The following is a 21,785-nucleotide window of genomic DNA, read 5'->3' as shown; positions in this document are numbered from 1 at the left end:
AGCGCGTTCAGGTGCGGGGCGTCAACCCGTGTTGCGCAGGCCGGCGGCGATGCCGTTGATCGAGATGTGGATGCCGGTCTGCACCCGCTCATCGCCCTGGCCCGCACGGTAGCGGCGCACCAGTTCCACCTGCAGGTGGTGCAGCGGGTCGATGTAGGGGAAGCGGTGGCGGATCGAGCGCTGCAAAGCGGCATTGCCGGCCAGGCGCTGCTTCTCGCCGCTGATCAGCGTCAACACCTTGGCCGTGCGGTGCCACTCGGCTTCGATGTCGCCGAACACCTTCTTGCGCAGCCGCGCATCGCCCACCAGTTCCGCATAGCGCGAGGCCAGTGCCAGGTCGCTCTTGGCCAGCACCATGTCCATGTTGGACAGCAGCGTGCGGAAGAACGGCCATTGGCGGTACATCTTCTGCAGCAGGGCCAGCCGGTCTTTGGCGGCTGCGGTCTTGCGCGCGCCGGTCTCGGTGGCGGGCTCGCCTGCCAGATAGGCCTCGACAGCCGAGCCGAACCCATACCAGCCGGGCAGCGTGAGGCGGCACTGCCCCCAGCTGAAGCCCCAGGGGATGGCGCGCAGGTCTTCGATCTTCTGGCTGGCCTTGCGCGAGGCCGGCCGCGAGCCGATGTTGAGTTCGGCGATCTCGCGGATCGGCGTGGAATCGAAGAAGTATTCGGTGAAGCCCGGTGTCTCGTAGACCAGTTGGCGGTAGGCCGCCATGCTGGCGGTGGACAAGGCCGCTGCCGCCGTCAGGAACGCTGGTGTCGCCGCCTTGGTGGGTTGCAGCAGCGTCGCCTCCAGCGTGGCGGCGACCAGCGTTTCGAGGTTGCGCCGGCCGATCTCGGGGTTGGCGTATTTGGAGCCGATGACCTCGCCCTGTTCCGTCAAGCGGATCTGGCCGCGCACGGTGCCTGGGGGCTGCGCCAGGATGGCCTGGTAGCTCGGGCCGCCGCCGCGGCCCACCGTGCCGCCGCGGCCGTGGAACATGCGCAGCGTGATGTCGTGGCTGTTGGCCAACTGGTCGAACAAGTCCACCAGCGCAAGCTCGGCGCGGTAGAGCTCCCAGTTGCTGGTGAAGATGCCGCCGTCCTTGTTGCTGTCCGAGTAGCCCAGCATGATGTCCTGCTCGGCACCCGATCGCTGCACCAGCCTCGCGACGCCGGGCAGCGCGTAGAAGTCGCGCATGATGGGCGCGGCGTTGCGCAGGTCTTCGATGGTCTCGAACAGCGGCACCACGATCAGGTCGCAGGTGGCGCCCTCGGTGCGGGCGCCGGCGCCCTTGGGCTCTTCCAGCACGCCGTGCATCAGGCCCACTTCCTTTTGCAGCAGCAGCACTTCCAGTAGATCGCTCACCGTCTCGGTGTGGCTGATGATGTAGTGGCGGATCGCCATGCGGCCATAGCGGTCGAGCACGCTGCGCGCCATCTCGAAGATGGCCAGCTCATGCTTGGCGAGGTCGGAATACTGGGCGCCCAGCACGCGCAGCGGGCGCGCGTCGTTCAACAGGCGCATCAGCAGCTCGCGCTTGGCGGTCTCGTCCAGCGTGGCGTAGCGCGGCTCGACGCGGGCGGTGGCCAGCAGTTCGGCGATGACTTCCTCGTGCTTGTCCGAGCTCTGGCGCAGGTCCAGCGTGGCCAGGTGGAAGCCGAACACATCGACCGCGCGGATCAGCGGGTGCAGGCGCTGCGCCGCGAAGGCGCCGCCGTGGTGCGACTTCAGCGAGGTCTCGATCGTGCGCAGGTCGGCCAGCAGCTCTTCGGCCCGCAGATAGGCGTTCTGGGGCGCCACCGCATGGCGGGCCGCCTCGCCCCCGGTCAGGTCCTTCAGCGTGGCAGCCAGGCGCGCGTACATGCCGGTCAGCGCGCGGCGGTAGGGCTCGTCCTTGCGGTGTTCGCTGGTGTCGGGCGAGCGCTCGGCCAGGGCGTGCATGGCCGGCGGGATGTCGACCAGCCGGGCCGACAGCGACAGCTCGGCGCCCAGGTGGTGCACCTCGGTCAGGTAGTGGCGCAGCGCGATCTCGGACTGGCGGCGCAGCGCGTATTCCATGGTCTGCGCGCTGACGTTGGGGTTGCCGTCGCGGTCGCCGCCGATCCACTGGCCCATGCGCAGGAAGCTGGCCACCGGCTGGTTGCCCAACTCGCGTTCCAGGTGGGCGTAGAGCTTGGGGATCTCGCGCAGAAAAGTCGCTTCGTAGTAGGAGAGCGCGTTCTCGATCTCATCGGCCACGGTGAGCTTGGAGAAGCGCAGTAGCCGTGTCTGCCACAGCTGCATCACGCGTGCCCGCAGCTGTGCTTCGTTGGCGGCCAGTTCGCGCGGCGTCAGCGCGTCCTTGCCCGCGCTGGTCAGCAACGCGCGCATGCGGATCTCGTCGCGCGCGGTCAGCAATTGGGCGATGACGCGCTCGGCGTCCAGAATGCTCTTGCGCTGCACCTCGGTCGGGTGCGCGGTCAGCACCGGCGACACGTAGCTGTGCGCCAACGTCATCGCAATGGCCTTGGGCGCAATGCCGGCCCAGCGCAGGCGCGACAAGGCCACATCCACGCTGCCTTCCTGCGTGTCGCCGGCGCGCTCGTGCACATTGCGCCGGCGGATGTGGTGCCGGTCTTCGGCCAGGTTGGCCAGGTGGCTGAAGTAGGTGAACGCGCGGATCACGCTGACCGTCTGGTCGCCCGACAGGCCTTTGAGCAGCTTCTTGAGCGCCTTGTCGGCCTCCTGGTCCGCATCGCGCCGAAACGCGACGGACAGCTTGCGCACCTGCTCCACAAGCTCGTAGGCGGTGTCGCCTTCCTGCTCGCGGATGACATCGCCGAGCAGGCGCCCGAGCAGGCGGATGTCTTCGACCAGCGGGCGTTCGTTGTCGCGTGTCGATGCGCGGGTTCGAGGTGCGGCTGGGGAGGCTGCAGCCTTGGTCGAAACAGGAGGAGGGGTGGCGGCCTGATCTTGTGTTTTCATGGGCTGCGCGGCGCGTGTTGAGTGGCCGCTATGAGGTTTACCCCATGCTAGCATCCGGCCCCCGCGATCGATTACAACTTGGTTACTGCGTGCGCACCTCCACTGCTCCCATCGTCATCGCCACCCGGGAAAGCCGCCTGGCCCTGTGGCAGGCCGAACACGTCAAGTCGCTGCTGACGCAGCGCGGCCACGGCGTCGAACTGTTGGGCATGACCACACGGGGCGACCAGATCCTGGACCGCTCGCTGAGCAAGGTCGGTGGCAAGGGCTTGTTCGTCAAGGAGCTGGAAAACGCGCTCGAAGAAGGCCGTGCCGATCTGGCCGTGCATTCACTCAAAGATGTGCCGATGGAACTGCCGGAAGGCTTCGTGCTGGCCTGTGTGATGGAGCGCGAAGACCCGCGCGACGCACTGGTCTGCCCCGACCACGCCAGCCTGGAAGCACTGCCGCACGGCGCCGTGGTCGGCACCTCCAGCTTGCGCCGCAGCGTGTTGCTGAAGGCACTGCGGCCGGACCTGGACATCCAGCCCCTGCGCGGCAACCTGGACACGCGCTTGCGCAAGCTCGACGAGGGACATTACGCGGCCATCGTGCTGGCGGCTGCGGGCCTCAAGCGGCTGGGCCTGGTCTCGCGCATCCGCGAGTTGTTCGACGCCGACACCATGCTGCCGGCGGCCGGGCAGGGCGCGCTGGGCATCGAATTGCGGTCCGACCGGCCCGAGTTGGCCTTGGCGCTGGCGCCGCTCGCGCACATGCCGACCTGGCTGGCCGTCACGGCCGAGCGCGCCGTCAGCCGTGCGATGGGGGGCAGTTGCTCGATGCCACTGGCCGCCCACGCGCGCTGGCATGGCACGGCGCTGCGTCTGCAGGCGGCATGGGGCGATGCGCAGACCTTCGCGCCGCTGGTGCGCGCCGAGGCGACCGACGCCGTGGCCAGCCTGGAGCAGGCCGAAGCGCTGGGTGTGCGCGTCGCGGCAGACCTGCGCGCGGGTGGTGCGGGTTGAGAGTTTGAGGGGCAGCCGCTTGAGCAATGGCCTCTCAAGCGCCAGGGCCCCAGCCGCGCGCGTGCTGGTCACGCGGCCTCTGCGCGAGGCGTTGCGCTGGACCGCCAAGCTGCAGGCACGGGGCTACATCGCACAGGCCTTGCCGCTGATCGCGATCGAGCCGGCCGAGCCGGCGCCGTTGGTGGCGGCCTGGCAGGGCTTGGCTCGCTACCACGCCGTGATGTTCGTGAGCGCCAATGCCGTCCATGCCTTTTTTGCCGCCCGGCCCGCCGCGTGCCACTGGCCGGCTGCAGCGCGCGCCTGGGCCACCGGGCCCGGCACGGCGCAGGCCCTGCTGGACGCGGGCGTTGACGTTGCCTGCGTCGACGCGCCGCCGGCCGATGCTGCGCAGTTCGATTCGGAGGCGCTGTGGCAGAGCATCGCCCACGGCCCCCTGGCCGGCGCCCATGTGCTGATCGTGCGCGGGGCCGATGCGCAGGGGCAACTGGCCGGGCGCCCCTGGCTGGCCGATCAGTTGACCGCGGCGCACGCGCAGGTCGATGCCATCGTGGCCTATGGACGCGGCCTGCCACAGTGGGATGCGGCGCAGCTGGCGTTGGCCCGGGCTGCTGCTGGCGATGGCACGGTCTGGCTGTTCAGCAGCTCCGATGCCGTGCGCCACCTGGCCCGCTTGCTGCCCGGCCACACCTGGGAACAGGCCCGTGCCGTGGCGACGCATCCGCGCATCGCGCAGGCCGCCCAGGCGCTCGGCTTTGGCCACGTGCAGGCCTCTCGGCCCGGTCTGGACGACCTTCTTGCGTCGATAGAATCGTTCGAATGAACGCCGAGATGCCCCAAGCGACCACGCCCGGTGCGGCCACGGCCAGCGTGGCCAGCCCAAGCAGGGCCGCGTCGCCCTCGGCCTCCCGCGTGCTGGTGCTGTTTCTGGCGCTGCTGGTCGTGGTGGCGCTGGTGGCCAATGGGCTGCTGTGGCAGAAGCTCGCGGGCGTCCAGGAGAACCTGGCGCGCCAGAGCGCGGATGCGCAGTCGCAGTCGCTGGAGGCGCGCAGTCTGGCGCGCGAGGCGCAGGATCTCGCCCGCGAAACCGCCGCCCGTCAGGCGGTGTCCGATGCGCGCCTGAGCGAGGCCACGCTGCAGCGTACCCAGCTCGACGACCTGATGCTGAGCCTGTCGCGCTCGCGGGATGAAACCCTGGTGGTCGACATCGAATCGTCTTTGCGGCTGGCCCAGCAACAAGCCCAGCTGACGCTGAGCGTGGAGCCGTTGCTTGCCGCGCTGCGCACGGCGGACCAGCGCGTCGAACGTGCCGCCCATCCGCGCCTGGAGCCGGTGCGCCGTGCCATCGCCCGCGATATCGAGCGCATCCGTTCCACCCAGACCATGGACACGCAGGGTTTGCTCGCCAAGCTCGATGACCTGGCGCGTCAGGTCGACAGCGTGCCGCTGCTCAACGCCACGGTGCCGGCCAGGTCGCTGGCCGACCGTGCAACGGCTCCTGCGCCGGACGAGCGCTGGTGGATGCGTGCGCTGGACACGGTGCGCGCCGAGGCCTCGCGGTTGCTGCGCGTGTCGCGCATCGACCAACCCGAGGCGGCGCTGGTGGCGCCGGAGCAGTCGTATTTCCTGCGCGAGAACTTGAAGCTCAAGCTGCTGAATGCGCGCATGGGCCTGCTGGCCCGCCAGTTCGAGTCGTCGCGCGCGGACGCTGCGGCGGCTGCCTTTCTGTTGAACCGCTACTTCGATCCGGCATCGCGACGCACCCAGGCGGCGGTCGAGAGTCTGTCGCAAATCCAGTCGCAGCTCACGGTGGTCGAACTGCCACGCGTGGACGAAACGCTCTCCGCGCTGGCCACCGCGGCAGCCGGACGCTAACGCGGCATGCGCGCGCTCGCCTGGCTCCTGGCGCTGTTCGGTCTCGCCGTGGCGGTGGCGCTGCTGGTGGGGAACAACCAGGGCACCGTCACGCTGTACTGGCCGCCGTATCGCATCGACGTCTCGCTGAACCTGGTGCTGCTGCTGCTGGTGGGCGGCTTTGCGCTGATGCACTTCGCCTTGCGGGGGGTGGCGGCGCTGTTCTCGATGCCGCGTCAGGTACAGCTTTGGCGCGTGCAGCAACGCGAGCGGGCCACGCACGCTGCGGTGCTGGAGGGGCTGATGCACCTGCTGGCAGGCCGTTTCCTGCGAGCGCGCAGGGCAGCCGAAGCCGCGCTGGTGCAGGAAGAGGCCCTGACCGCCAGCGGCCACAAGCTGCAGCACGCCACCCGATTGCGCGCGATCTCGCACCTGGTCACGGCCGAAAGCGCCCACGCCTTGCAGGACCGCGCCACGCGCGACCAGCACCTGCAGTCGGCGCTGGCTGAAACCGGGGCGCGCGAATCCCAGGAACTGCGCGAAGGCGTGCAGATGCGCGCCGCGCGCTGGGCGCTGGCCGACCGTGATCCACAAGCGGCATTGCGTTGGCTGGACGACATGCCGCAGGGTGCGGCGCGGCGCACCTTGGCCCTGCGTGCGCGGCTCAAAGCCACGCGCCATGCGCAGCAGACGCTGCCTGCGTTGGAGACCGCGCGGCTGCTGGCCAAGCACCGCGCTTTCTCGAGCGATGCGGGCCCCCTGATCCTCAAGGGCCTGGCTCTGGAGTTGATCCAGGGCGCCCATGACCCATCTCAGCTGCAGCGGGCCTGGTCCCAGCTGGAGGTCTCCGAACGCCGCATGCCCGACGTCGCCGTCTGCGCCGCTCAGCGGCTCGTGCATCTGCAGGGTGACGCGACACTGGCGCGCCAGTGGCTGGAGCCCGTGTGGGACGACCTGATGCGCCAGCCGTCGCTGGCGGACCAGGGGCCCTTGTTGGTCAAGCTGATCCGGGCAATGGAAGACGCCTTCGGCGCCGATGGCGGCAGCGCCGATCTGCAGTGGCTAGAGCGCATCGAGGCGGCTCAGCTGCGTCACCCCCGCAGCGCGGAACTGCAGTACCTGGCCGGCATTGCCTGCCTGCAGCACCAGCTGTGGGGCAAGGCCCAGTTGCTGCTGGCCCAGGCTGTGACGCACCTGACGGACGTGCCGTTGCGACGCAGCGGCTGGCGCGCCTTGGCTGCTCTGGCCGAGCAGCGCGATGACCAGTCAGCCGCCCAGCATGCCTGGCGCCAGACCGCACTGCTGTAGTTCGCACCAGCCCCATCTGACGCGCATCCACGCCCCATGAAAAAACCGCCCCGAGGGGCGGTTTTTCTTGGGCGCACGTTGCGGTCAGAACGGCAGGTTCATGTCGCGCAGATCGCGGCGCGTCTCGACCATCACCAAAGGCTCGTCGGCCACCACGGTGACGGGCGGGCGTTCGCGCGGCACATGCACTGGGCGCGGCTCGGCGGCAATGGCGGCTTGCACTGCAGCGCTCTTGCTGGCGTCGGTCGAAATCCACTGCAACCCTGAGCCCTGGGCCACCTGCTCCAACTCCGATACCGGCAGGTCGAACACCTGGACCTTCGGCAGGCCGTTGGCCGGCGCAATGGTCACTGTCGGGGCCGACGGGGCTGCCATGACCGACGCGACGGCTGGCATGGGCGGCACGGAGCGGGCAGGTGCAGGCATCACAGCAACCGGTGCCGGTGCCACTGGGGCCGGGGCTGGCGCCGTTGCAAGTGCAGGTGCGGGTGCAGGTGCAGGCGCGGGCGCGGGTGCTGGTGCAAATGCCGGCGCTGGCTCCACGGCCATGGCTTCGACAGCGGCCGGGCGCGTGCTCTCGGTCGCGTAGGTCGCCTCGGCCATCTCCGCCGTTTCGCTCGCGTCGGCCACCTCGGCGGCCGGCGCGCGGGCCGGACGGTCCTTGCGGTCGCGGCCATAACGGTCCCGCGAGCGCTTTTCGCGGCGCGGGGCCTCCTCACCGTCAGTCGCGGCCACGTCCGGGGCGTTCTCCGCACCCTCTTCGGACGCGCCGGCTGGAAGAGCGGTCTCCACGGGCTCCATCGACGTCGCATCGGGTGCCGAGAAGTACGACGGGCGCTCCGACCGGGCCTGCGGCTCACGCTCCAGCGGCGCGACCTGCTCGAGGTCGCCCTGGACGTCGGCTCCGGTTGCCTCGCTCATGTCGCGCTCTCGGCCACCTTCGCCACGGCCACGGCCTCGGCCACCGCGCTCGCGCGGCTCACGCGGTTCACGGGGCTCACGGCCTTCGGGGCGCTCAGTGCGTTCGCCAGCCTGGCGCGGCGGCCGGGGCGTGCGCTCGCCGACAGGCGCTTCGCCAGCGCCGTCCTGCGGCATGACGTCCCCGTCCACCGGGGGACGGGCCTCGCCATCCTGGCGCTGACGGCCGCCACGGCCACCGCGGTTGCCGCGTGGCTGCGTGTCCACGCTGCCTTCGGCGCGCAGTTCTTCGGTGCGTGGCTGCTGGCCTTCGCGCGGTGCGCGCGGCTCGCGGGGCTCGCGGGGCTCGCGGATTTCGCGGCCCTCACGTACGTCCCGTCCTTCACGGCCTTCACGGCCTTCGCGGGCCTCACGTCCCTCGCGGGCTTCACGAGGCTCGCGGCCTTCCCGGCCCTCGCCTTGGCGGCTGCGACCACCGCGGCCACGGCCGCCCTGGCCATCAGCGCGGGGTGGACGCGGGGTCCTGTCCTGTCCGCCGACAGGTGCAGCGGCCGGAGCCGGCGCGGCGACGGGCGGCTGGGGCAGCGGCGCCGGTGCCGGACGCGCACCGAACAAGCCCTTGATGAAGCCGAGGAATCCCTTTTCGGCTTCCGCGGGCGCCGGGGTCGGGACCACGGTCGGTGCGACGGGCGCCGGGGCAGGGGCGGGGGCCTGCACGGCCTTGACCACCGGTTGCGGCGCTGGCGCGTCGGGCAGCACGCCCTTGATCAAAGGCGTCTGCTTGTTGGTGGGCTCTTGCGAGCGGCGCGTGACGGCGGTCGCGTCCTCCATCTCGTCGGCCATCTTGTAGCTGGCCTCCATGTGGTCCAGGCGCGGGTCGTCGTGCTTCAAGCGTTCGAGCTTGTAGTTCGGCGTTTCCAGTGTCTTGTTGGGCACCATCAGCACGTTGATGCGCTGCTTCAGCTCGATCTTGGCGATCTCGGTGCGCTTCTCGTTCAGCAGGAACGAGGCGACGTCGACCGGCACCTGGCACATCACCGAGGCGGTGTTGTCCTTCTGCGCTTCTTCTTGAATGATGCGCAGGATCTGCAGCGCCGAGCTTTCGGTGTCGCGGATGTGGCCGGAGCCGCCGCAACGCGGGCAGGGGATGGACGAGCCTTCCGACAATGCCGGGCGCAGGCGCTGGCGGCTCATTTCCATGAGGCCGAACTTGCTGATGGTGCCGAACTGCACGCGCGCACGGTCTTGTCGCAGCGAGTCGCGCAGGCGGTTCTCGACGTCGCGACGGTTGCGGCTTTCTTCCATGTCGATGAAGTCGATCACGATCAAGCCGCCCAGGTCGCGCAGCCGCATCTGGCGCGCCACTTCTTCGGCGGCTTCCAGGTTGGTGCGGGTGGCCGTCTCCTCGATGTCACCGCCGCGGATGGAGCGGGCCGAGTTCACGTCCACCGAGACCAGTGCCTCGGTGTGGTCGATCACGATGGCGCCGCCGGAGGGCAGGTTGACCGTGCGGGCATAGGCCGATTCGATCTGGTGCTCGATCTGGAAGCGGCTGAACAGCGGCGCGTCGTCACGGTAACGCTTCACACGGGCGGCGTGCTCGGGCATCACATGCGCCATGAACTGCTGGGCCTGCTCGTACACGTCGTCGGTGTCGATCAGGATGTCGCCGATGTCATGGTTGAAATAGTCGCGCAGCGCACGCACCACCAGGTTGGATTCCTGGTAGATCAACTCAGGTTTGCGCAGTCCCTTGGCCGCGCCTTCGACGGCGTTCCACAGCTTGAGCAGGTAGTTCAGGTCCCATTGCAGCTCGGGAGCACTGCGGCCGATGCCGGCGGTGCGCGCGATGATGCTCATGCCCTTGGGGTGCTCGAGCTGGTCCATCGCCTCCTTCAGCTCGGCGCGGTCGTCGCCTTCGATGCGGCGCGACACGCCACCGCCACGCGGGTTGTTGGGCATCAGCACCACATAGCGCCCCGCCAGCGAGATGAACGTGGTCAGCGCCGCGCCCTTGTTGCCGCGCTCTTCCTTTTCGACCTGAACCAGCAGTTCCTGGCCTTCACGGATCACATCGTTGATGCGCGCCTGGCTGACCGAAACGCCTTCGGCGAAGTACTGTTTGGAGATTTCCTTGAACGGCAGGAAGCCGTGGCGATCTTCGCCATAGTCGACGAAGCAGGCTTCGAGCGAGGGCTCGACCCGGGTGACAACGGCTTTATAGATGTTGCCTTTGCGCTGTTCGCGCCCTTCGATCTCGATTTCATAGTCGAGCAGCTTCTGCCCGTCGACGATGGCCAGGCGGCGTTCTTCGGCCTGCGTGGCATTGATCAGCATCCGTTTCATGGGTAGCGGTCCTTCAGTGGGCTCTTGCGAGACCCGGTGTGTCGTCAAAACGTCTCGGTTCGGTGGGAACCTTTGATGCCTGAACGACGCGCTTGAAACGAAGGGAATTGCCGGAGAGCCGACACCTGCGAGCACCTAGCTCTTCAGGTGGGGCATGGGCGCGTGGATGGGTGCAAGTTGCAGGTGGCTCCGCCATGGCGCCGATGCGGCGTGAGACGAAGTTTGCCGGGATGGTGCGCGGCGCGTGCCAGAGCCGGGCCACGCTGGCAGAGGCCAGCGCAGGCAGGTTCGCATCGTCAGTCTGTGCACCATGTCTTGCTCAGATCCGCCAAGCTGACCGTCATGCAGTACATGGTGGTCAGCCCGGTTTGGGGTATTCCGTATCAGGGTTTCAATTGCGTCGGTCCGCCTCGGTCGACGCCTGCTGCCACCCTGACCAGTGCGGACAGGATCGACAGCCGACGCCTCGGAGTGACATCGCCTCGCAGCGTCGGCGAGTTGTGCTCTAAACTCGTGATTTATCAAGCACTTAGGCCTAGACGCTGGTGAAAAAGATTATAGGTGCACAGAGCCAGTCCGCCGTGCCTGCCAGCAAATTGGTACCGGTCGGGCCTGACGCCGATGGCCAGCGCCTGGACAACTTCCTTGTGCGCGAACTCAAAGGCGTGCCCAAGAGCCATGTGTACCGGATCATCCGCAGCGGCGAGGTGCGCGTGAACAAGGGCCGTGCGGCTGCCAGCACACGGCTGTCCGAGGGGGACAGCGTGCGCTTGCCGCCGGTGCGCGTGTCCGAGCGGGTCGAACTCAAATCCGCCGCCATGGCGCAGGCCACGCCGTGGCGCAATTTTCCGGTGCTGCACGAAGACGACAGCTTTTTGGCCATCGACAAGCCTGCCGGCGTGGCGGTGCACGGCGGCAGCGGCATCGACTTCGGTGTGATCGAGCAGTTGCGCATGGCCAGGCCACAGGCACCTTTCCTGGAACTGGTGCACCGGCTCGACAGAGAGACGTCGGGCGTGCTGCTGATCGCCAAGAAGCGCAGCGCGCTGAAGCAATTGCAGGACCAGTTTCGCGAGCGCGAGACGGGCAAGACCTACCTGGCGCTGACGCTGGGCGCCTGGCCTGCCAGGCTCAAGGTACTGGACAAGTCACTGGTCAAGTTTTTGCTGCCGGCCAAGCCCGGTGCCGAGGGCGAGCGCCGCGTCCGCGTGGCGGCGCGCGACGATCCGGAAGGCATGCGCTCGATCACCTTGGTCAAGGTGGCCGAGCAACTCGCGGATTTCAGCTTGCTGGAGGTCACCATCAAGACCGGGCGCACGCACCAGATCCGGGTGCATCTGGCCAGCGAAGGCCACCCGATCGCGGGGGACGACAAGTATGGCGATTTCGCCCGCAACAAATCCCTGGGCTCGCAGGGCCTCTCGCGGATGTTCCTGCACGCCTGGCGTCTGCGGGTGAACCATCCGGCAACAGGTGAGGTGCTGCAGATCGAGGCGCCGTTGCCCCCTGCGCTGGCAGACTTTCTGGCCAGCCTGACCCGTCCCAACCCTCCGGCCACAGCACAATCTGTCCATGCAAGCCCGAAAATTTGACCTGATCGCCTTCGACTGGGATGGCACCCTGTTCGACTCGACGGCCATCATCACCCGTTGCATCCAGGAGGCCGTGCGCGACGTCGGCGGGGCCGTGCCCAGCGATGAGGCAGCGTCCTTCGTGATCGGCATGGCGCTGCCGCAGGCGCTGGCACACGCGGCGCCGGACGTGCCCAAGGAGCGTTACCCGGAACTGGGGGCGCGCTACCGCCACCACTACACGGCGCACCAGCACGACATCGTGTTATTCACCGGCGTGCTGGGCATGCTGGAACAGCTCAAGTCGCAGCAGGTTCTATTGACCGTGGCCACGGGCAAGTCGCGGCGCGGCCTCGACGAAGCCCTGCGGACGGTCGAGCTGCAAGGTCTGTTCGACGGTTCCCGGACGGCCGACGAAACTGCCGGCAAGCCCCATCCGCGGATGTTGCACGAACTGATGCGCCAGTTCGGTGTCGACCCTGGTCGCACCTTGATGGTGGGCGATACGACGCACGACCTGCAGATGGCCGTGAACGCTGGCTGTCCCAGTGTGGGCGTGGGCTACGGCGCCCATCCGTTTGGCGAGTTCGCCAGCCTGCGTCCGCTGTTCGTGGCCCACTCGGTCCGCGAATTGCATGACTGGCTGCTCGGGCCCACTTGAAGCTGGCGGGCACGTGGACATGGACGTCGTGGCGTTGTGCAGTTCCAGGGACTTGGGCGACGGCGCCGCTGCGGTGCCGTTCGACGTGCTCTATCAGGGGATGACTTGCCGGGCGTTCGCCGTGCGCTTCAATGGGCTGCCCCATGCCTACCTGAATCGCTGCACCCATGTCGCCATGGAACTGGACTACCAGCCAAACCGTGTATTCGACGATTCCGGCCAGTGGCTGCTGTGCGCCACGCATGGCGCCGCCTACCAGCCAGAAACGGGCGCGTGCGCCGGTGGGCCGTGTCGGGGTGGGCTGGTCAAGATCGAATTGTCCGAATTCGATGGCGTCGTGCACTGGCATACTCGTGAACAGTTGCAGCCTCTTGATTTCTAGCAGGCCGACCACCTCGGCTTTTCACCCCTATGAGCGATCCGCAGTACCCCAGTTCTCTTGAGGCCGGCAGCAAACCTTCCGACCTGCGCTGGGAGCGCGACACACTGGAGCGGCTTGCCTTTGCTTCGTTGAAGGAGCAACGGGCCTCGCGGCGCTGGAAGACTTTCCTGCGTCTGGCCTGGCTGGTGTTCTTCGTCGGCATGGCGTGGGTGCTGCTGTCGCGTGGGTCTCCGGTGACCGACAAGACGGTGGCGCACACGGCGGTTGTCGAGATCAAGGGTGAGATCGCCTCCGGCGCCGATGCCAGTGCCGAGTTCGTGATCGCCGCCATGCGCAGCGCCTTCGAGGACGAAGGTGCGCAGGCTGTCGTGCTGCTCATCAATTCACCCGGCGGCAGCCCGGTGCAGGCCGGCATCATCAACGACGAGATCCTGCGCCTGAAGGCGATCCACAAGAAGCCGGTTTATGCTGTCGTGGAAGAGGCCTGCGCTTCCGCCGCCTACTACATCGCTGTCGGGGCAGATCAGATCTATGTCGACAAAGCCAGCATCGTTGGCAGCATCGGCGTGTTGATGGACGGTTTTGGCTTCACCGGGCTCATGGACAAGCTGGGCGTTGAGCGGCGGCTGCTGACGGCTGGCGAGAACAAGGGCTTCCTGGACCCGTTCAGCCCGCAGAGTGAGACGCAGCGTGCGCTGGCGCAGTCCATGCTCGACACCATCCACCGGCAATTTATCGCGGTCGTCAAAACCGGCCGTGGCGATCGACTCAAGGAGACGCCGGAGACCTTCAGCGGCCTCTTCTGGAGCGGTGAACAGGCGGTCGAGCAGGGCCTTGCGGATGCGTATGGCAATCTGGATTCCGTGGCGCGGGACGTTGTCAAGGCCGAGGAAATCATCGATTACACCCGGCGCGACAATGTAGCCGAACGCCTGGCCAAGCGGTTCGGCGCTGCACTTGGCGAGGGCGCCGTGCGGGCGCTCAGGTCGCTGCCTGCGATCCGCTGAGGCCGGGCGCCTCAGCGTCCGATGGCAAACATGGCCGGCATGTCGGCCAGGGCAACAGTTTCCTGCTGCCGCCATTCCTTCACCGTGCGACTGACGACCTGCGCTCCCGCCAATGTCAGACCACTGGCAATCGCCAGCCGCGTGTTGTGTTGCAACGTCTGCAACAGCGCGCGGCGCAGCACTTCGCCGCGGTAGGGCGTTTCGATGAACAGCTGGGTCTGGCCGGTCTTCAGTGCCAAAGATTCGAGCGTGCGGATGCGCTGGGCCCGGGCGTCGGCATCCTGCGGCAGATAGCCGACGAAGGCGAAATCCTGGCCGCTCAGGCCGCTGGCCGCCACGGCCAGCAGGATGGCGCTGGGCCCCACCAGCGGCGTCACCGGGATGCCGAGCGCATGGGCGGCGCGCACCACCGAGGCGCCAGGGTCCGCAACAGCGGGCATGCCGGCCTCGCTGACCAGTCCCATGTCATGCCCCTGCATGGCCGCAGCCAACAACGGCGCCGCGTCAAAGCCTGGGCCGTGGTCGCCCTTCTTGTGGACCTCGCGCGGCAGCTCGGTCAATGTCAGCTGTTGGATCGGCGTTGCCAACGGGACGACGCTATCGACACGCTTGAGATAGGCGCGCGTGCTCTTGCTGTTCTCGCAGATCCAATGTTGCAGTCTGGCCGCGACCTGCAGCGTGCCGAGCGGAATGGCGTCCTGCAACGCCGCTTGGGTGGCGCAGCCGAAATCCAGCGGCGCTGGCACCAGGTACAGGCGGCCCGTCATCCGATCACCGTCAGACCGGCAGCGCGCAGCAACTGGCAGGTGCGGATCAGCGGCAGGCCGATCAAGGCGGTCGGGTCGTCACTCACGATCGCATCGAGCAATGCAATGCCCAGGCCCTCGCTCTTGGCGCTGCCGGCGCAGTCGTAAGGCTGTTCGGCTTGCAAATAGGCTTCGATCTCTGCGTCTTCCAAGGCGCGAAAGCGCACCTGAACGGCGGCCAGCGCGGTCTGCTCGAATCCGCGCGCCACATGCACGACGCTGACGGCGGTCTGGAACACCACGGTCTGGCCGCGCATCTCGCGCAGTTGGGCGGTTGCGCGGGCATGGTTGCCGGGCTTGCCGAGCGGGCGCCCGTGCAGGTCCGCCACCTGGTCGGAGCCGATGACCACGGCATCTGGGTGCAGCGCCGACACGGCCCGCGCCTTCGCCAGGGCCAGTCGGCAGGCCAGGTCAGCGGGTGATTCGGAGGGCCGCGGTGACTCGTCGACATCGGGGGCGACCACGTCGAACGGCAACCGCAGTCGGGTCAACAGTTCGTGGCGGTAGCGCGAGGTCGACCCAAGGATCAGCCTGGCCTGCAGGGCAGGCGGGGTGGAAGATGGCATGGGGCGATTCTCTTACACTGCCCTGCATGAACTCCGACAAGCTGGCGCCTGGTTTCGATGTCCAGGCCTTCGCCCGATCGGGCGGCGCACGCAGACAAGTCAGCCCGCTGGCGGACTTTCCACGGTTGGTGCAAGAGGCCGCGGGCCCCGCTGGCGACCAGGTGGTGCATTGGCAGGCGCAGGGTGCAATGCGTCTTGTCGCGGGTCTTTCGCAGGTCTGGTTGCACCTCGAAGTCCAGGCCGAGCTGCCCGCAATCTGCCAGCGCTGCCTGGAGCCCGTGGATCTGGCGCTTACTGTCGACCGCTGGTTCCGGTTCGTGGCCGACGAGGCGACGGCCGACACCGAGGACGAAGAAGCGGAAGAAGATGTGTTGGTGCTCGATCCTCAGTTCGACCTCATGGCCTTGATCGAGGACGAACTGCTGATGGCGATGCCGCTGGTGCCGCGCCACGAAGCTTGCCCGACTGCGGTTCCGATGGAGCATGTGGATGCCGACTTCGAGGAAGCCCAGCAAGCCAAGCCGAACCCGTTCAACGCGCTGGCGGGCCTGAAGATCGGACCGGGCAAGGACGACCACTAGCTGGCCCGTACGGCCTGGGCTATAATCGTGGGCTTCGCGCGCCATGGACCTAGTGTGCTTTTGCACCGATCGTCCGTTTGGCCAGCTTGCACCATGTCGTGTGGTGCGATTGTTGCAATCCCTACTCGTCCAGGAGCCAAGCATGGCAGTCCAGCAAAACAAAAAGTCCCCGTCCAAGCGCGGTATGCACCGTTCGCACAATGCGCTGAACGTGCCCGGCATCGCGGTCGAGCCGACCACCGGCGAAACCCATCTGCGCCATCACATCAGCCCCAACGGTTTCTACCGCGGCCGGCAGGTGTTGAAGAACAAATCCGAAGCCTGATCTTCTCGGCTGCCAGGCCCGTCGCTACGACATCTGTAGCTGCGGGCCTTTGTTTTTGCGCCGATGGTTGTCCATTTGTTGCCACTAGCGTATGGACGGCAGTCCTGCAGTGAACTCCATGATCAAGCTGGCTGTTGACTGCATGGGGGGTGATCACGGGCCGCGGATCACCCTGCCCGCGTGCACCGCGTTTCTGGCCGCACACCCGGATGCTGAACTCCTGCTCGTAGGGCTGCCTGACGCTCTCGCCGCTTTCTCACATCCTCGCGCGCGCATCGTTGCGGCGACGGAAGTGATCAGCATGGACGATCCGGTCGAGGTCGCGCTGCGCAAGAAGCGAGATTCCTCCATGCGTGTGGCCGTGATGCAGGTCAAAGATCAGGCCGCCGATGTGGCCATCTCTGCCGGCAACACCGGCGCCTTGATGGCGATTGCGCGCTACCTGCTCAAGACTGTGCCGGGCATCGACCGCCCGGCGATCGCCACGCAGTTGCCCAACGCCCGTGGCGGGGCGACCACCGTGCTCGACTTGGGCGCGAATGTCGACTGTTCGGCTGAGCACCTGCTGCAGTTCGCCGTCATGGGATCAGCGCTGGTATCTGTCTTGAACAATGTGGATGAGCCCTCGGTCGGCCTGCTCAATATTGGTGAAGAGACCATCAAGGGCAGCGAAGTCATCAAGCGGGCTGGCGAACTGCTCCAGGCTGCCGCCAGCGCCGGCAATCTGAACTTTCGCGGCAACGTCGAAGGCAACGACATCTTCAAGGGCACGACCGACATCGTCGTCTGCGACGGTTTTGTGGGCAATGTCGCGCTGAAGAGCAGCGAAGGTGTGGCAACCATGATCGGCGGCTTCCTACGGGCTGAGTTCTCGCGCAGCCTGCTGACCAAGGCCGCTGGGCTGCTGGCCTACCCGGTGTTGCAGGCGCTCAAGCGTCGCATGGACCACCGTCGCTACAACGGCGCTGCCCTGTTGGGCTTGCGTGGGCTGGTCTTCAAAAGCCATGGATCGGCCGATGCGTTCGCATTCGAACAGGCCTTGAACCGCGGGTATGATGCGGCGCGCAACAAGCTGCTGGACCGCGTGCAGGCGCGCATCGCGCGCACGGTGTTGACGCAGGCACCCGTCGACCCCGGCGCCCTGGTGTCGCCGGTCTCTGCGGTGCACTAACGAAAATCCATGCCTACTTACTCACGCATCACAGGAACCGGAAGCTTCTTGCCCCCAAGGCGATTGAGCAATGCGGATCTGGCGGCTGAGCTTGCAGGCAAGGGCATCGAAACCTCCGACGAGTGGATCGTCGAGCGGACCGGCATCCGGGCGCGCCACTTCGCAGCGCCCGATGTGACTTGCAGCGATCTGGCCCTCCCAGCCGCGCAGGCTGCGCTGCAGGCCGCTGGTGTGACGGCCGATCAGATCGACCTGATCATCGTGGCGACGTCGACTCCTGACATGGTGTTCCCATCGGCCGCGTGCATCCTGCAACACAAGCTCGGTGTCGCCGGGTGCCCGGCTTTCGACCTCCAGGCAGTCTGCAGTGGCTTCGTCTATGCGCTGACGGTGGCCGATTCCATGATCCGATCAGGCGCAGCGACGCGTGCGCTGGTCGTCGGGGCCGAAGTGTTCTCCCGCATCCTGGACTTCTCGGATCGCACGACTTGCGTGCTGTTCGGTGACGGCGCCGGTGCAGTGGTGCTCGAGGCTTCCGAGACCCCGGGCATCCTTGCCAGCGACTTGCACGCCGACGGCAAGTATGTCGGCATCCTCTGTGTGCCAGGTCATGTCTCCGGTGGACATGTCGTGGGCGATCCCTTGCTGAAAATGGACGGCCAGGCCGTGTTCAAGCTGGCGGTCGGCGTGCTGGAGGAAGCTGCGCGCGCGACCCTGCTCAAGGCAGGCAAGACGGCCGACCAGATCGACTGGCTGATTCCGCATCAGGCCAACATTCGCATCATGCAAGGAACGGCCAAGCGGCTGAAGCTGCCTTTCGACAAGTTGCTCGTGACAGTGGACCAGCATGGCAACACCTCGGCGGCCTCGATTCCGCTGGCGTTGGATGCCGGTGTGCGCAGCGGCAAGATCAAGAAGGGCCAGTTGCTGATGCTCGAGGGTGTCGGCGGCGGCTTTACCTGGGGCGCGGTTCTGCTGACCCTCTGAACTCGATGGCGCTGTGAGGTGCCTCCACCGTTCACCATGACACCATTTGCTTTTGTTTTTCCTGGTCAAGGTTCGCAGGCCGTCGGCATGCTTGACGCCTGGGGCGACCATCCCGCCGTTGCCTCCGTGTTGGCCGAGGCTTCCGATGCGCTCGGCCAGGACGTGGCCCGTCTGATCCATGAGGGGCCGAAGGAAGATCTGGCGCTGACAACCAACACCCAGCCGGTGATGCTGGTCGCAGGGCTGGCTGCCTACCGCGCGTGGTTGGCAGAGACCGGCGCTGCGCCGGCGCTCGTTGCCGGTCATTCGCTGGGCGAGTATTCAGCGCTGGTGGCCGCCGGCGTGTTGACGCTGGCACAGGCTGTTCCGTTGGTGCGCTTTCGCGCACAGGCCATGCAAGACGCAGTTCCAGTGGGCACGGGTGCCATGGCTGCCATCTTGGGCATGGACAGCCAACGCGTGATTGCCGGCTGCGCTGAAGTGACGCAAGCTTTGGGCGGCGTCGGCGGTGAGGTGGTTGAAGCTGTGAACTTCAACGATCCGGCGCAGACGGTGATCGCGGGAAGCAAGGCGGCCGTGGAGCGCGCCTGTGAGGTGCTGAAAGCGCAAGGCGCCAAGCGCGCTTTGCCGCTCCCGGTGTCCGCGCCATTTCATTCGAGCCTGATGCGGCCGGCAGCCGAGCGCCTGCGCGAGCGTCTGGCCGCGTTGACGCTGGGCGCGCCGCAGATTCCCGTGGTCAACAACATCGACGTGGCGGTTCTCGACGATGCCGACGGCATCCGCGATGCTCTGTACCGGCAGGCGTTCGGTCCGGTGCGTTGGGTGGAATGCGTGCGAGCCATCAAGGCGCGCGGCATTGCCACGGTGGTCGAATGCGGCCCAGGCAAGGTTCTCGCCGGCATGATCAAGCGGATCGATCCGGAGATGGCCTCTGGCGCTGTCTATGACCTGGCGTCCTTGGCACAAACCAGAACGCAACTGGAGGCAACGGCAGCATGAGCAACACCAATCTCGAAGGGCAAGTCGCCCTGGTGACGGGCGCATCACGCGGCATTGGCGCCGCGATCGCACTGGAGTTGGCTGCTCTTGGGCTCAAGGTGATCGGAACCGCCACCACCGCGCAGGGCGCGGAGAAGATTTCACAGACGCTGTCGGCCCACGCCGGCTGCGAAGGCCGCGTCTTGGACGTCAACGAGACGGGCGCCGGTGACACACTAGTCGAATCCATCGTGCAGCAGCATGGCGCGCTGCAGATCCTGGTCAACAACGCAGGCATCACGCGCGACATGTTGGCCATGCGGCTAAAGGACGACGACTGGGACGCCGTGCTCGACACCAATCTCAAGGCGGTCTTTCGCATGAGCCGTGCCGTGATGCGGACCATGATGAAGCAACGCTATGGCCGCATCGTCAACATCACCTCGGTCGTCGGCGCGTCCGGCAATGCCGGCCAGGCCAACTACGCGGCAGCGAAGGCCGGCGTGGCCGGGATGACGCGCGCACTGGCGCGTGAACTGGGTTCGCGCGGCATCACGGTCAACTGCATCGCGCCCGGATTCATCGAGACCGACATGACCGGCAAACTGTCTGCCGAGCAGCACAAGGCGCTGTTGGGGCAGATCCCGCTGGGCCACCTGGGCCGGCCTGCAGACGTCGCGCACGCGGTCGCGTATCTGGCATCGCCTCAAGCCGCCTATGTGACGGGGCAGGAACTGCACGTCAACGGCGGCATGTACATGTAGCCGGCCCGTCGGCGCTGGCGTTTGTCCCTGTCCTGCAGGGGCCAATGCGGTGCAGGCAGCCCAGCTAAAATCACCGATTCTTTACAACCCCAAGAGAGGGAACCATGAGCGATATCGAAGCACGCGTCAAAAAAATCATTGCCGAGCAGCTGGGGGTGGAGGAGTCTCAAGTCACGAGCGAAAAGTCGTTCGTGGCTGATCTGGGCGCCGACTCCCTGGACACGGTGGAGCTGGTGATGGCATTGGAAGATGAGTTCGGCATTGAGATCCCGGACGAAGACGCCGAGAAGATCACGACCGTTCAGAACGCGATCGACTACGCCAACAACCATCAAAAGGCTTGAGACCAGTAGGACCTGCAATATGTCGCGTCGTCGTGTCGTCGTCACCGGTCTTGGTTGCGTCAGCCCTGTTGGAGCGGACGTTGAGTCGTCCTGGCAGGCCTTGCTGGCCGGGCAGTCCGGTATCGATCTGGTCAAGAGCTTCGACGCGAGCGGCTTGGCCTGCAAGTTCGCAGGCGAAGTCAAGGGTTTCGACATCACGCACTACATCGCCGAGAAAGAAGCGCGTCACATGGACCGCTTCATGCACCTGGGCATCGCGGCGGCCTGCCAGGCCGTGGCGGACGCTGGGCTGACCACTGGCGAGGCGTTGAGCGAAGAAGAGGCCACGCGCATCGGTTGCAACATCGGCTCGGGCATCGGCGGTTTGCCGATGATCGAGCAGACGCATGCCGAGTTGGTCAGCCGTGGTCCGCGGCGTGTGTCGCCGTTTTTTGTGCCGGCGTCGATCATCAACATGATCTCCGGCCATGTCTCGATCAAGTTCGGCTTCAAGGGGCCGAACGTGGCGGTGGTGACGGCGTGCACCACAGGCTTGCATGCGATCGGCCTGTCTGCGCGCATGATCGAGTACGGCGATTGCGATGTCATGGTGGCTGGGGGCGCCGAGTCAACGGTCTCGCCGCTTGGCATCGCCGGCTTTGCTGCCGCCCGGGCGCTCAGCACACGCAACGACGACCCGCAAGGGGCCTCGCGTCCATGGGACAAGGGGCGTGACGGGTTCGTGTTGGGCGAAGGCGCAGGCGTGGTCGTGCTCGAGGAGTACGAGCGTGCCAAGGCCCGCGGCGCGCGGATCTACGCCGAAGTGCTGGGCTTCGGCATGAGCGGGGATGCGTTTCACATGACGGCCCCGAATGTGGACGGGCCACGCCGGTCGATGCAGATGGCGCTGCGCAACGCCGGCATCAACCCCGACGAGGTGCAACATCTCAATGCACACGGGACGTCCACTCCTCTGGGCGACGTGAACGAGACCAATGCCGTCAAATTGGTGTTCGGTGATCATGCCAAGAAGCTGGTCATCAACTCGACCAAGTCGATGACCGGCCACTTGCTGGGTGGCGCGGGTGGCATCGAAAGCGTGTTCACCATTTTGGCCCTGCACCACCAGAAAGTGCCGCCGACCATCAATCTGGTCGATCCGGATCCCGAATGCGATCTGGATTACTGCGCCAACACGGCACGTGATCTGGCCGTGGATGTCGCGCTGAAGAACAACTTCGGCTTCGGCGGCACCAACGGTTCCTTGGTCTTCAAGCGCGTCTGAGCTGT

Annotated in this window: 20 protein-coding genes; 16 read left to right on the top strand and 4 right to left on the bottom strand. The window is 66.7% G+C overall.

The genetic code is table 11. The features are described from left to right. Positions 1-21: 21 nt before the first annotated feature. The gene (ppc, locus tag AC099J_RS24935; RefSeq protein ID WP_479617979.1) at positions 22-2,946 is read right to left on the bottom strand and encodes a phosphoenolpyruvate carboxylase; all 2,925 of its coding nucleotides are present in this window, start codon (positions 2,944-2,946) and stop codon (positions 22-24) included. Positions 2,947-3,035: 89 nt separating this feature from the next. Between ppc and hemC the strand changes: the two genes are divergently transcribed. Genes hemC through AC099J_RS24915 form a run of 4 tightly spaced genes read left to right on the top strand, consistent with a single transcriptional unit; the run spans position 3,036 to position 7,109 of the window. Continuing rightward, positions 3,036-3,950: a hydroxymethylbilane synthase gene (gene hemC / locus AC099J_RS24930; RefSeq protein ID WP_479617978.1), complete on the top strand. Its 915-nt coding sequence runs from the start codon at positions 3,036-3,038 to the stop codon at positions 3,948-3,950. A 19-nt stretch (positions 3,951-3,969) separates the two neighbouring features. Beyond that, complete coding sequence (locus AC099J_RS24925) at positions 3,970-4,770, top strand: uroporphyrinogen-III synthase (protein WP_479617977.1); 801 nt, start codon at positions 3,970-3,972, stop codon at positions 4,768-4,770. Beyond that, positions 4,767-5,822: a uroporphyrinogen-III C-methyltransferase gene (locus tag AC099J_RS24920; RefSeq protein WP_479617976.1), complete on the top strand. Its 1,056-nt coding sequence runs from the start codon at positions 4,767-4,769 to the stop codon at positions 5,820-5,822. Before AC099J_RS24925 ends, AC099J_RS24920 begins: the two co-directional genes overlap by 4 nt. 6 nt (positions 5,823-5,828) lie before the next feature. Beyond that, positions 5,829-7,109 (top strand): heme biosynthesis HemY N-terminal domain-containing protein, encoded by a 1,281-nt coding sequence (locus tag AC099J_RS24915; RefSeq protein WP_479617975.1) that lies wholly within the window; start codon positions 5,829-5,831, stop codon positions 7,107-7,109. Positions 7,110-7,193: 84 nt separating this feature from the next. On the opposite strand, the gene AC099J_RS24910 is transcribed toward AC099J_RS24915, so the two are convergent. After that, positions 7,194-10,373, bottom strand: coding sequence for an Rne/Rng family ribonuclease (locus AC099J_RS24910; RefSeq protein ID WP_479617974.1), 3,180 nt, complete (start codon positions 10,371-10,373; stop codon positions 7,194-7,196). Between the two features lie 545 nt (positions 10,374-10,918). Between AC099J_RS24910 and AC099J_RS24905 the strand changes: the two genes are divergently transcribed. The 4 genes from AC099J_RS24905 to AC099J_RS24890 are packed head-to-tail and all read left to right on the top strand — an operon-like array spanning position 10,919 to position 13,994. Next, complete coding sequence (locus AC099J_RS24905; protein WP_479617973.1) at positions 10,919-11,965, top strand: RluA family pseudouridine synthase; 1,047 nt, start codon at positions 10,919-10,921, stop codon at positions 11,963-11,965. Continuing rightward, the gene (locus AC099J_RS24900) at positions 11,946-12,605 is read left to right on the top strand and encodes an HAD family hydrolase (RefSeq protein ID WP_479617972.1); all 660 of its coding nucleotides are present in this window, start codon (positions 11,946-11,948) and stop codon (positions 12,603-12,605) included. Before AC099J_RS24905 ends, AC099J_RS24900 begins: the two co-directional genes overlap by 20 nt. 19 nt (positions 12,606-12,624) lie before the next feature. After that, positions 12,625-12,987: a Rieske (2Fe-2S) protein gene (locus AC099J_RS24895; RefSeq protein WP_479618016.1), complete on the top strand. Its 363-nt coding sequence runs from the start codon at positions 12,625-12,627 to the stop codon at positions 12,985-12,987. Positions 12,988-13,016: 29 nt separating this feature from the next. After that, positions 13,017-13,994, top strand: a complete 978-nt coding sequence (locus AC099J_RS24890) for a S49 family peptidase (RefSeq protein WP_479617971.1) — start codon at positions 13,017-13,019, stop codon at positions 13,992-13,994. 11 nt (positions 13,995-14,005) lie between these two features. Here the strand turns inward: AC099J_RS24890 and AC099J_RS24885 are convergent, their stop codons facing one another. Further along, positions 14,006-14,761 (bottom strand): SAM-dependent methyltransferase, encoded by a 756-nt coding sequence (locus AC099J_RS24885; RefSeq protein ID WP_479617970.1) that lies wholly within the window; start codon positions 14,759-14,761, stop codon positions 14,006-14,008. Continuing rightward, complete coding sequence (locus AC099J_RS24880; protein ID WP_479617969.1) at positions 14,758-15,366, bottom strand: Maf family protein; 609 nt, start codon at positions 15,364-15,366, stop codon at positions 14,758-14,760. The genes AC099J_RS24885 and AC099J_RS24880 overlap by 4 nt, the downstream gene beginning before the upstream one ends. A 26-nt stretch (positions 15,367-15,392) precedes the next feature. On the opposite strand from AC099J_RS24880, the gene AC099J_RS24875 reads away from it, so the two are divergent. The 8 genes from AC099J_RS24875 to fabF all read left to right on the top strand — a co-directional run bounded on the left by AC099J_RS24875 (position 15,393) and on the right by fabF (position 21,780). Further along, a complete protein-coding gene (locus tag AC099J_RS24875; RefSeq protein WP_479617968.1) occupies positions 15,393-15,947 on the top strand; it encodes a YceD family protein in 555 nt (184 codons plus the stop codon). A 142-nt stretch (positions 15,948-16,089) separates the two neighbouring features. Next, positions 16,090-16,272 (top strand): 50S ribosomal protein L32, encoded by a 183-nt coding sequence (gene rpmF, locus AC099J_RS24870; RefSeq protein ID WP_005794249.1) that lies wholly within the window; start codon positions 16,090-16,092, stop codon positions 16,270-16,272. A 118-nt stretch (positions 16,273-16,390) separates the two neighbouring features. Then, a complete protein-coding gene (gene plsX / locus AC099J_RS24865; protein WP_479617967.1) occupies positions 16,391-17,443 on the top strand; it encodes a phosphate acyltransferase PlsX in 1,053 nt (350 codons plus the stop codon). Positions 17,444-17,452: 9 nt separating this feature from the next. Further along, the gene (locus AC099J_RS24860; protein WP_479617966.1) at positions 17,453-18,430 is read left to right on the top strand and encodes a beta-ketoacyl-ACP synthase III; all 978 of its coding nucleotides are present in this window, start codon (positions 17,453-17,455) and stop codon (positions 18,428-18,430) included. Positions 18,431-18,466: 36 nt separating this feature from the next. Beyond that, complete coding sequence (gene fabD / locus AC099J_RS24855) at positions 18,467-19,429, top strand: ACP S-malonyltransferase (protein WP_479617965.1); 963 nt, start codon at positions 18,467-18,469, stop codon at positions 19,427-19,429. Beyond that, the gene (gene fabG, locus AC099J_RS24850) at positions 19,426-20,172 is read left to right on the top strand and encodes a 3-oxoacyl-ACP reductase FabG (RefSeq protein ID WP_479617964.1); all 747 of its coding nucleotides are present in this window, start codon (positions 19,426-19,428) and stop codon (positions 20,170-20,172) included. The genes fabD and fabG overlap by 4 nt, the downstream gene beginning before the upstream one ends. Before the next feature lie 104 nt (positions 20,173-20,276). Next, positions 20,277-20,516, top strand: a complete 240-nt coding sequence (gene acpP / locus AC099J_RS24845; protein ID WP_056185396.1) for an acyl carrier protein — start codon at positions 20,277-20,279, stop codon at positions 20,514-20,516. A 19-nt stretch (positions 20,517-20,535) separates the two neighbouring features. Beyond that, positions 20,536-21,780, top strand: coding sequence for a beta-ketoacyl-ACP synthase II (fabF, locus tag AC099J_RS24840; RefSeq protein WP_479618015.1), 1,245 nt, complete (start codon positions 20,536-20,538; stop codon positions 21,778-21,780). Positions 21,781-21,785 lie beyond the last annotated feature (5 nt).

The sequence above is a fragment of the Rhodoferax sp. RT4P68 genome (assembly GCF_056521305.1).
Note: the sequence above shows the minus strand (reverse complement) of the source record. Positions and strands in the feature narration are given on the sequence as shown.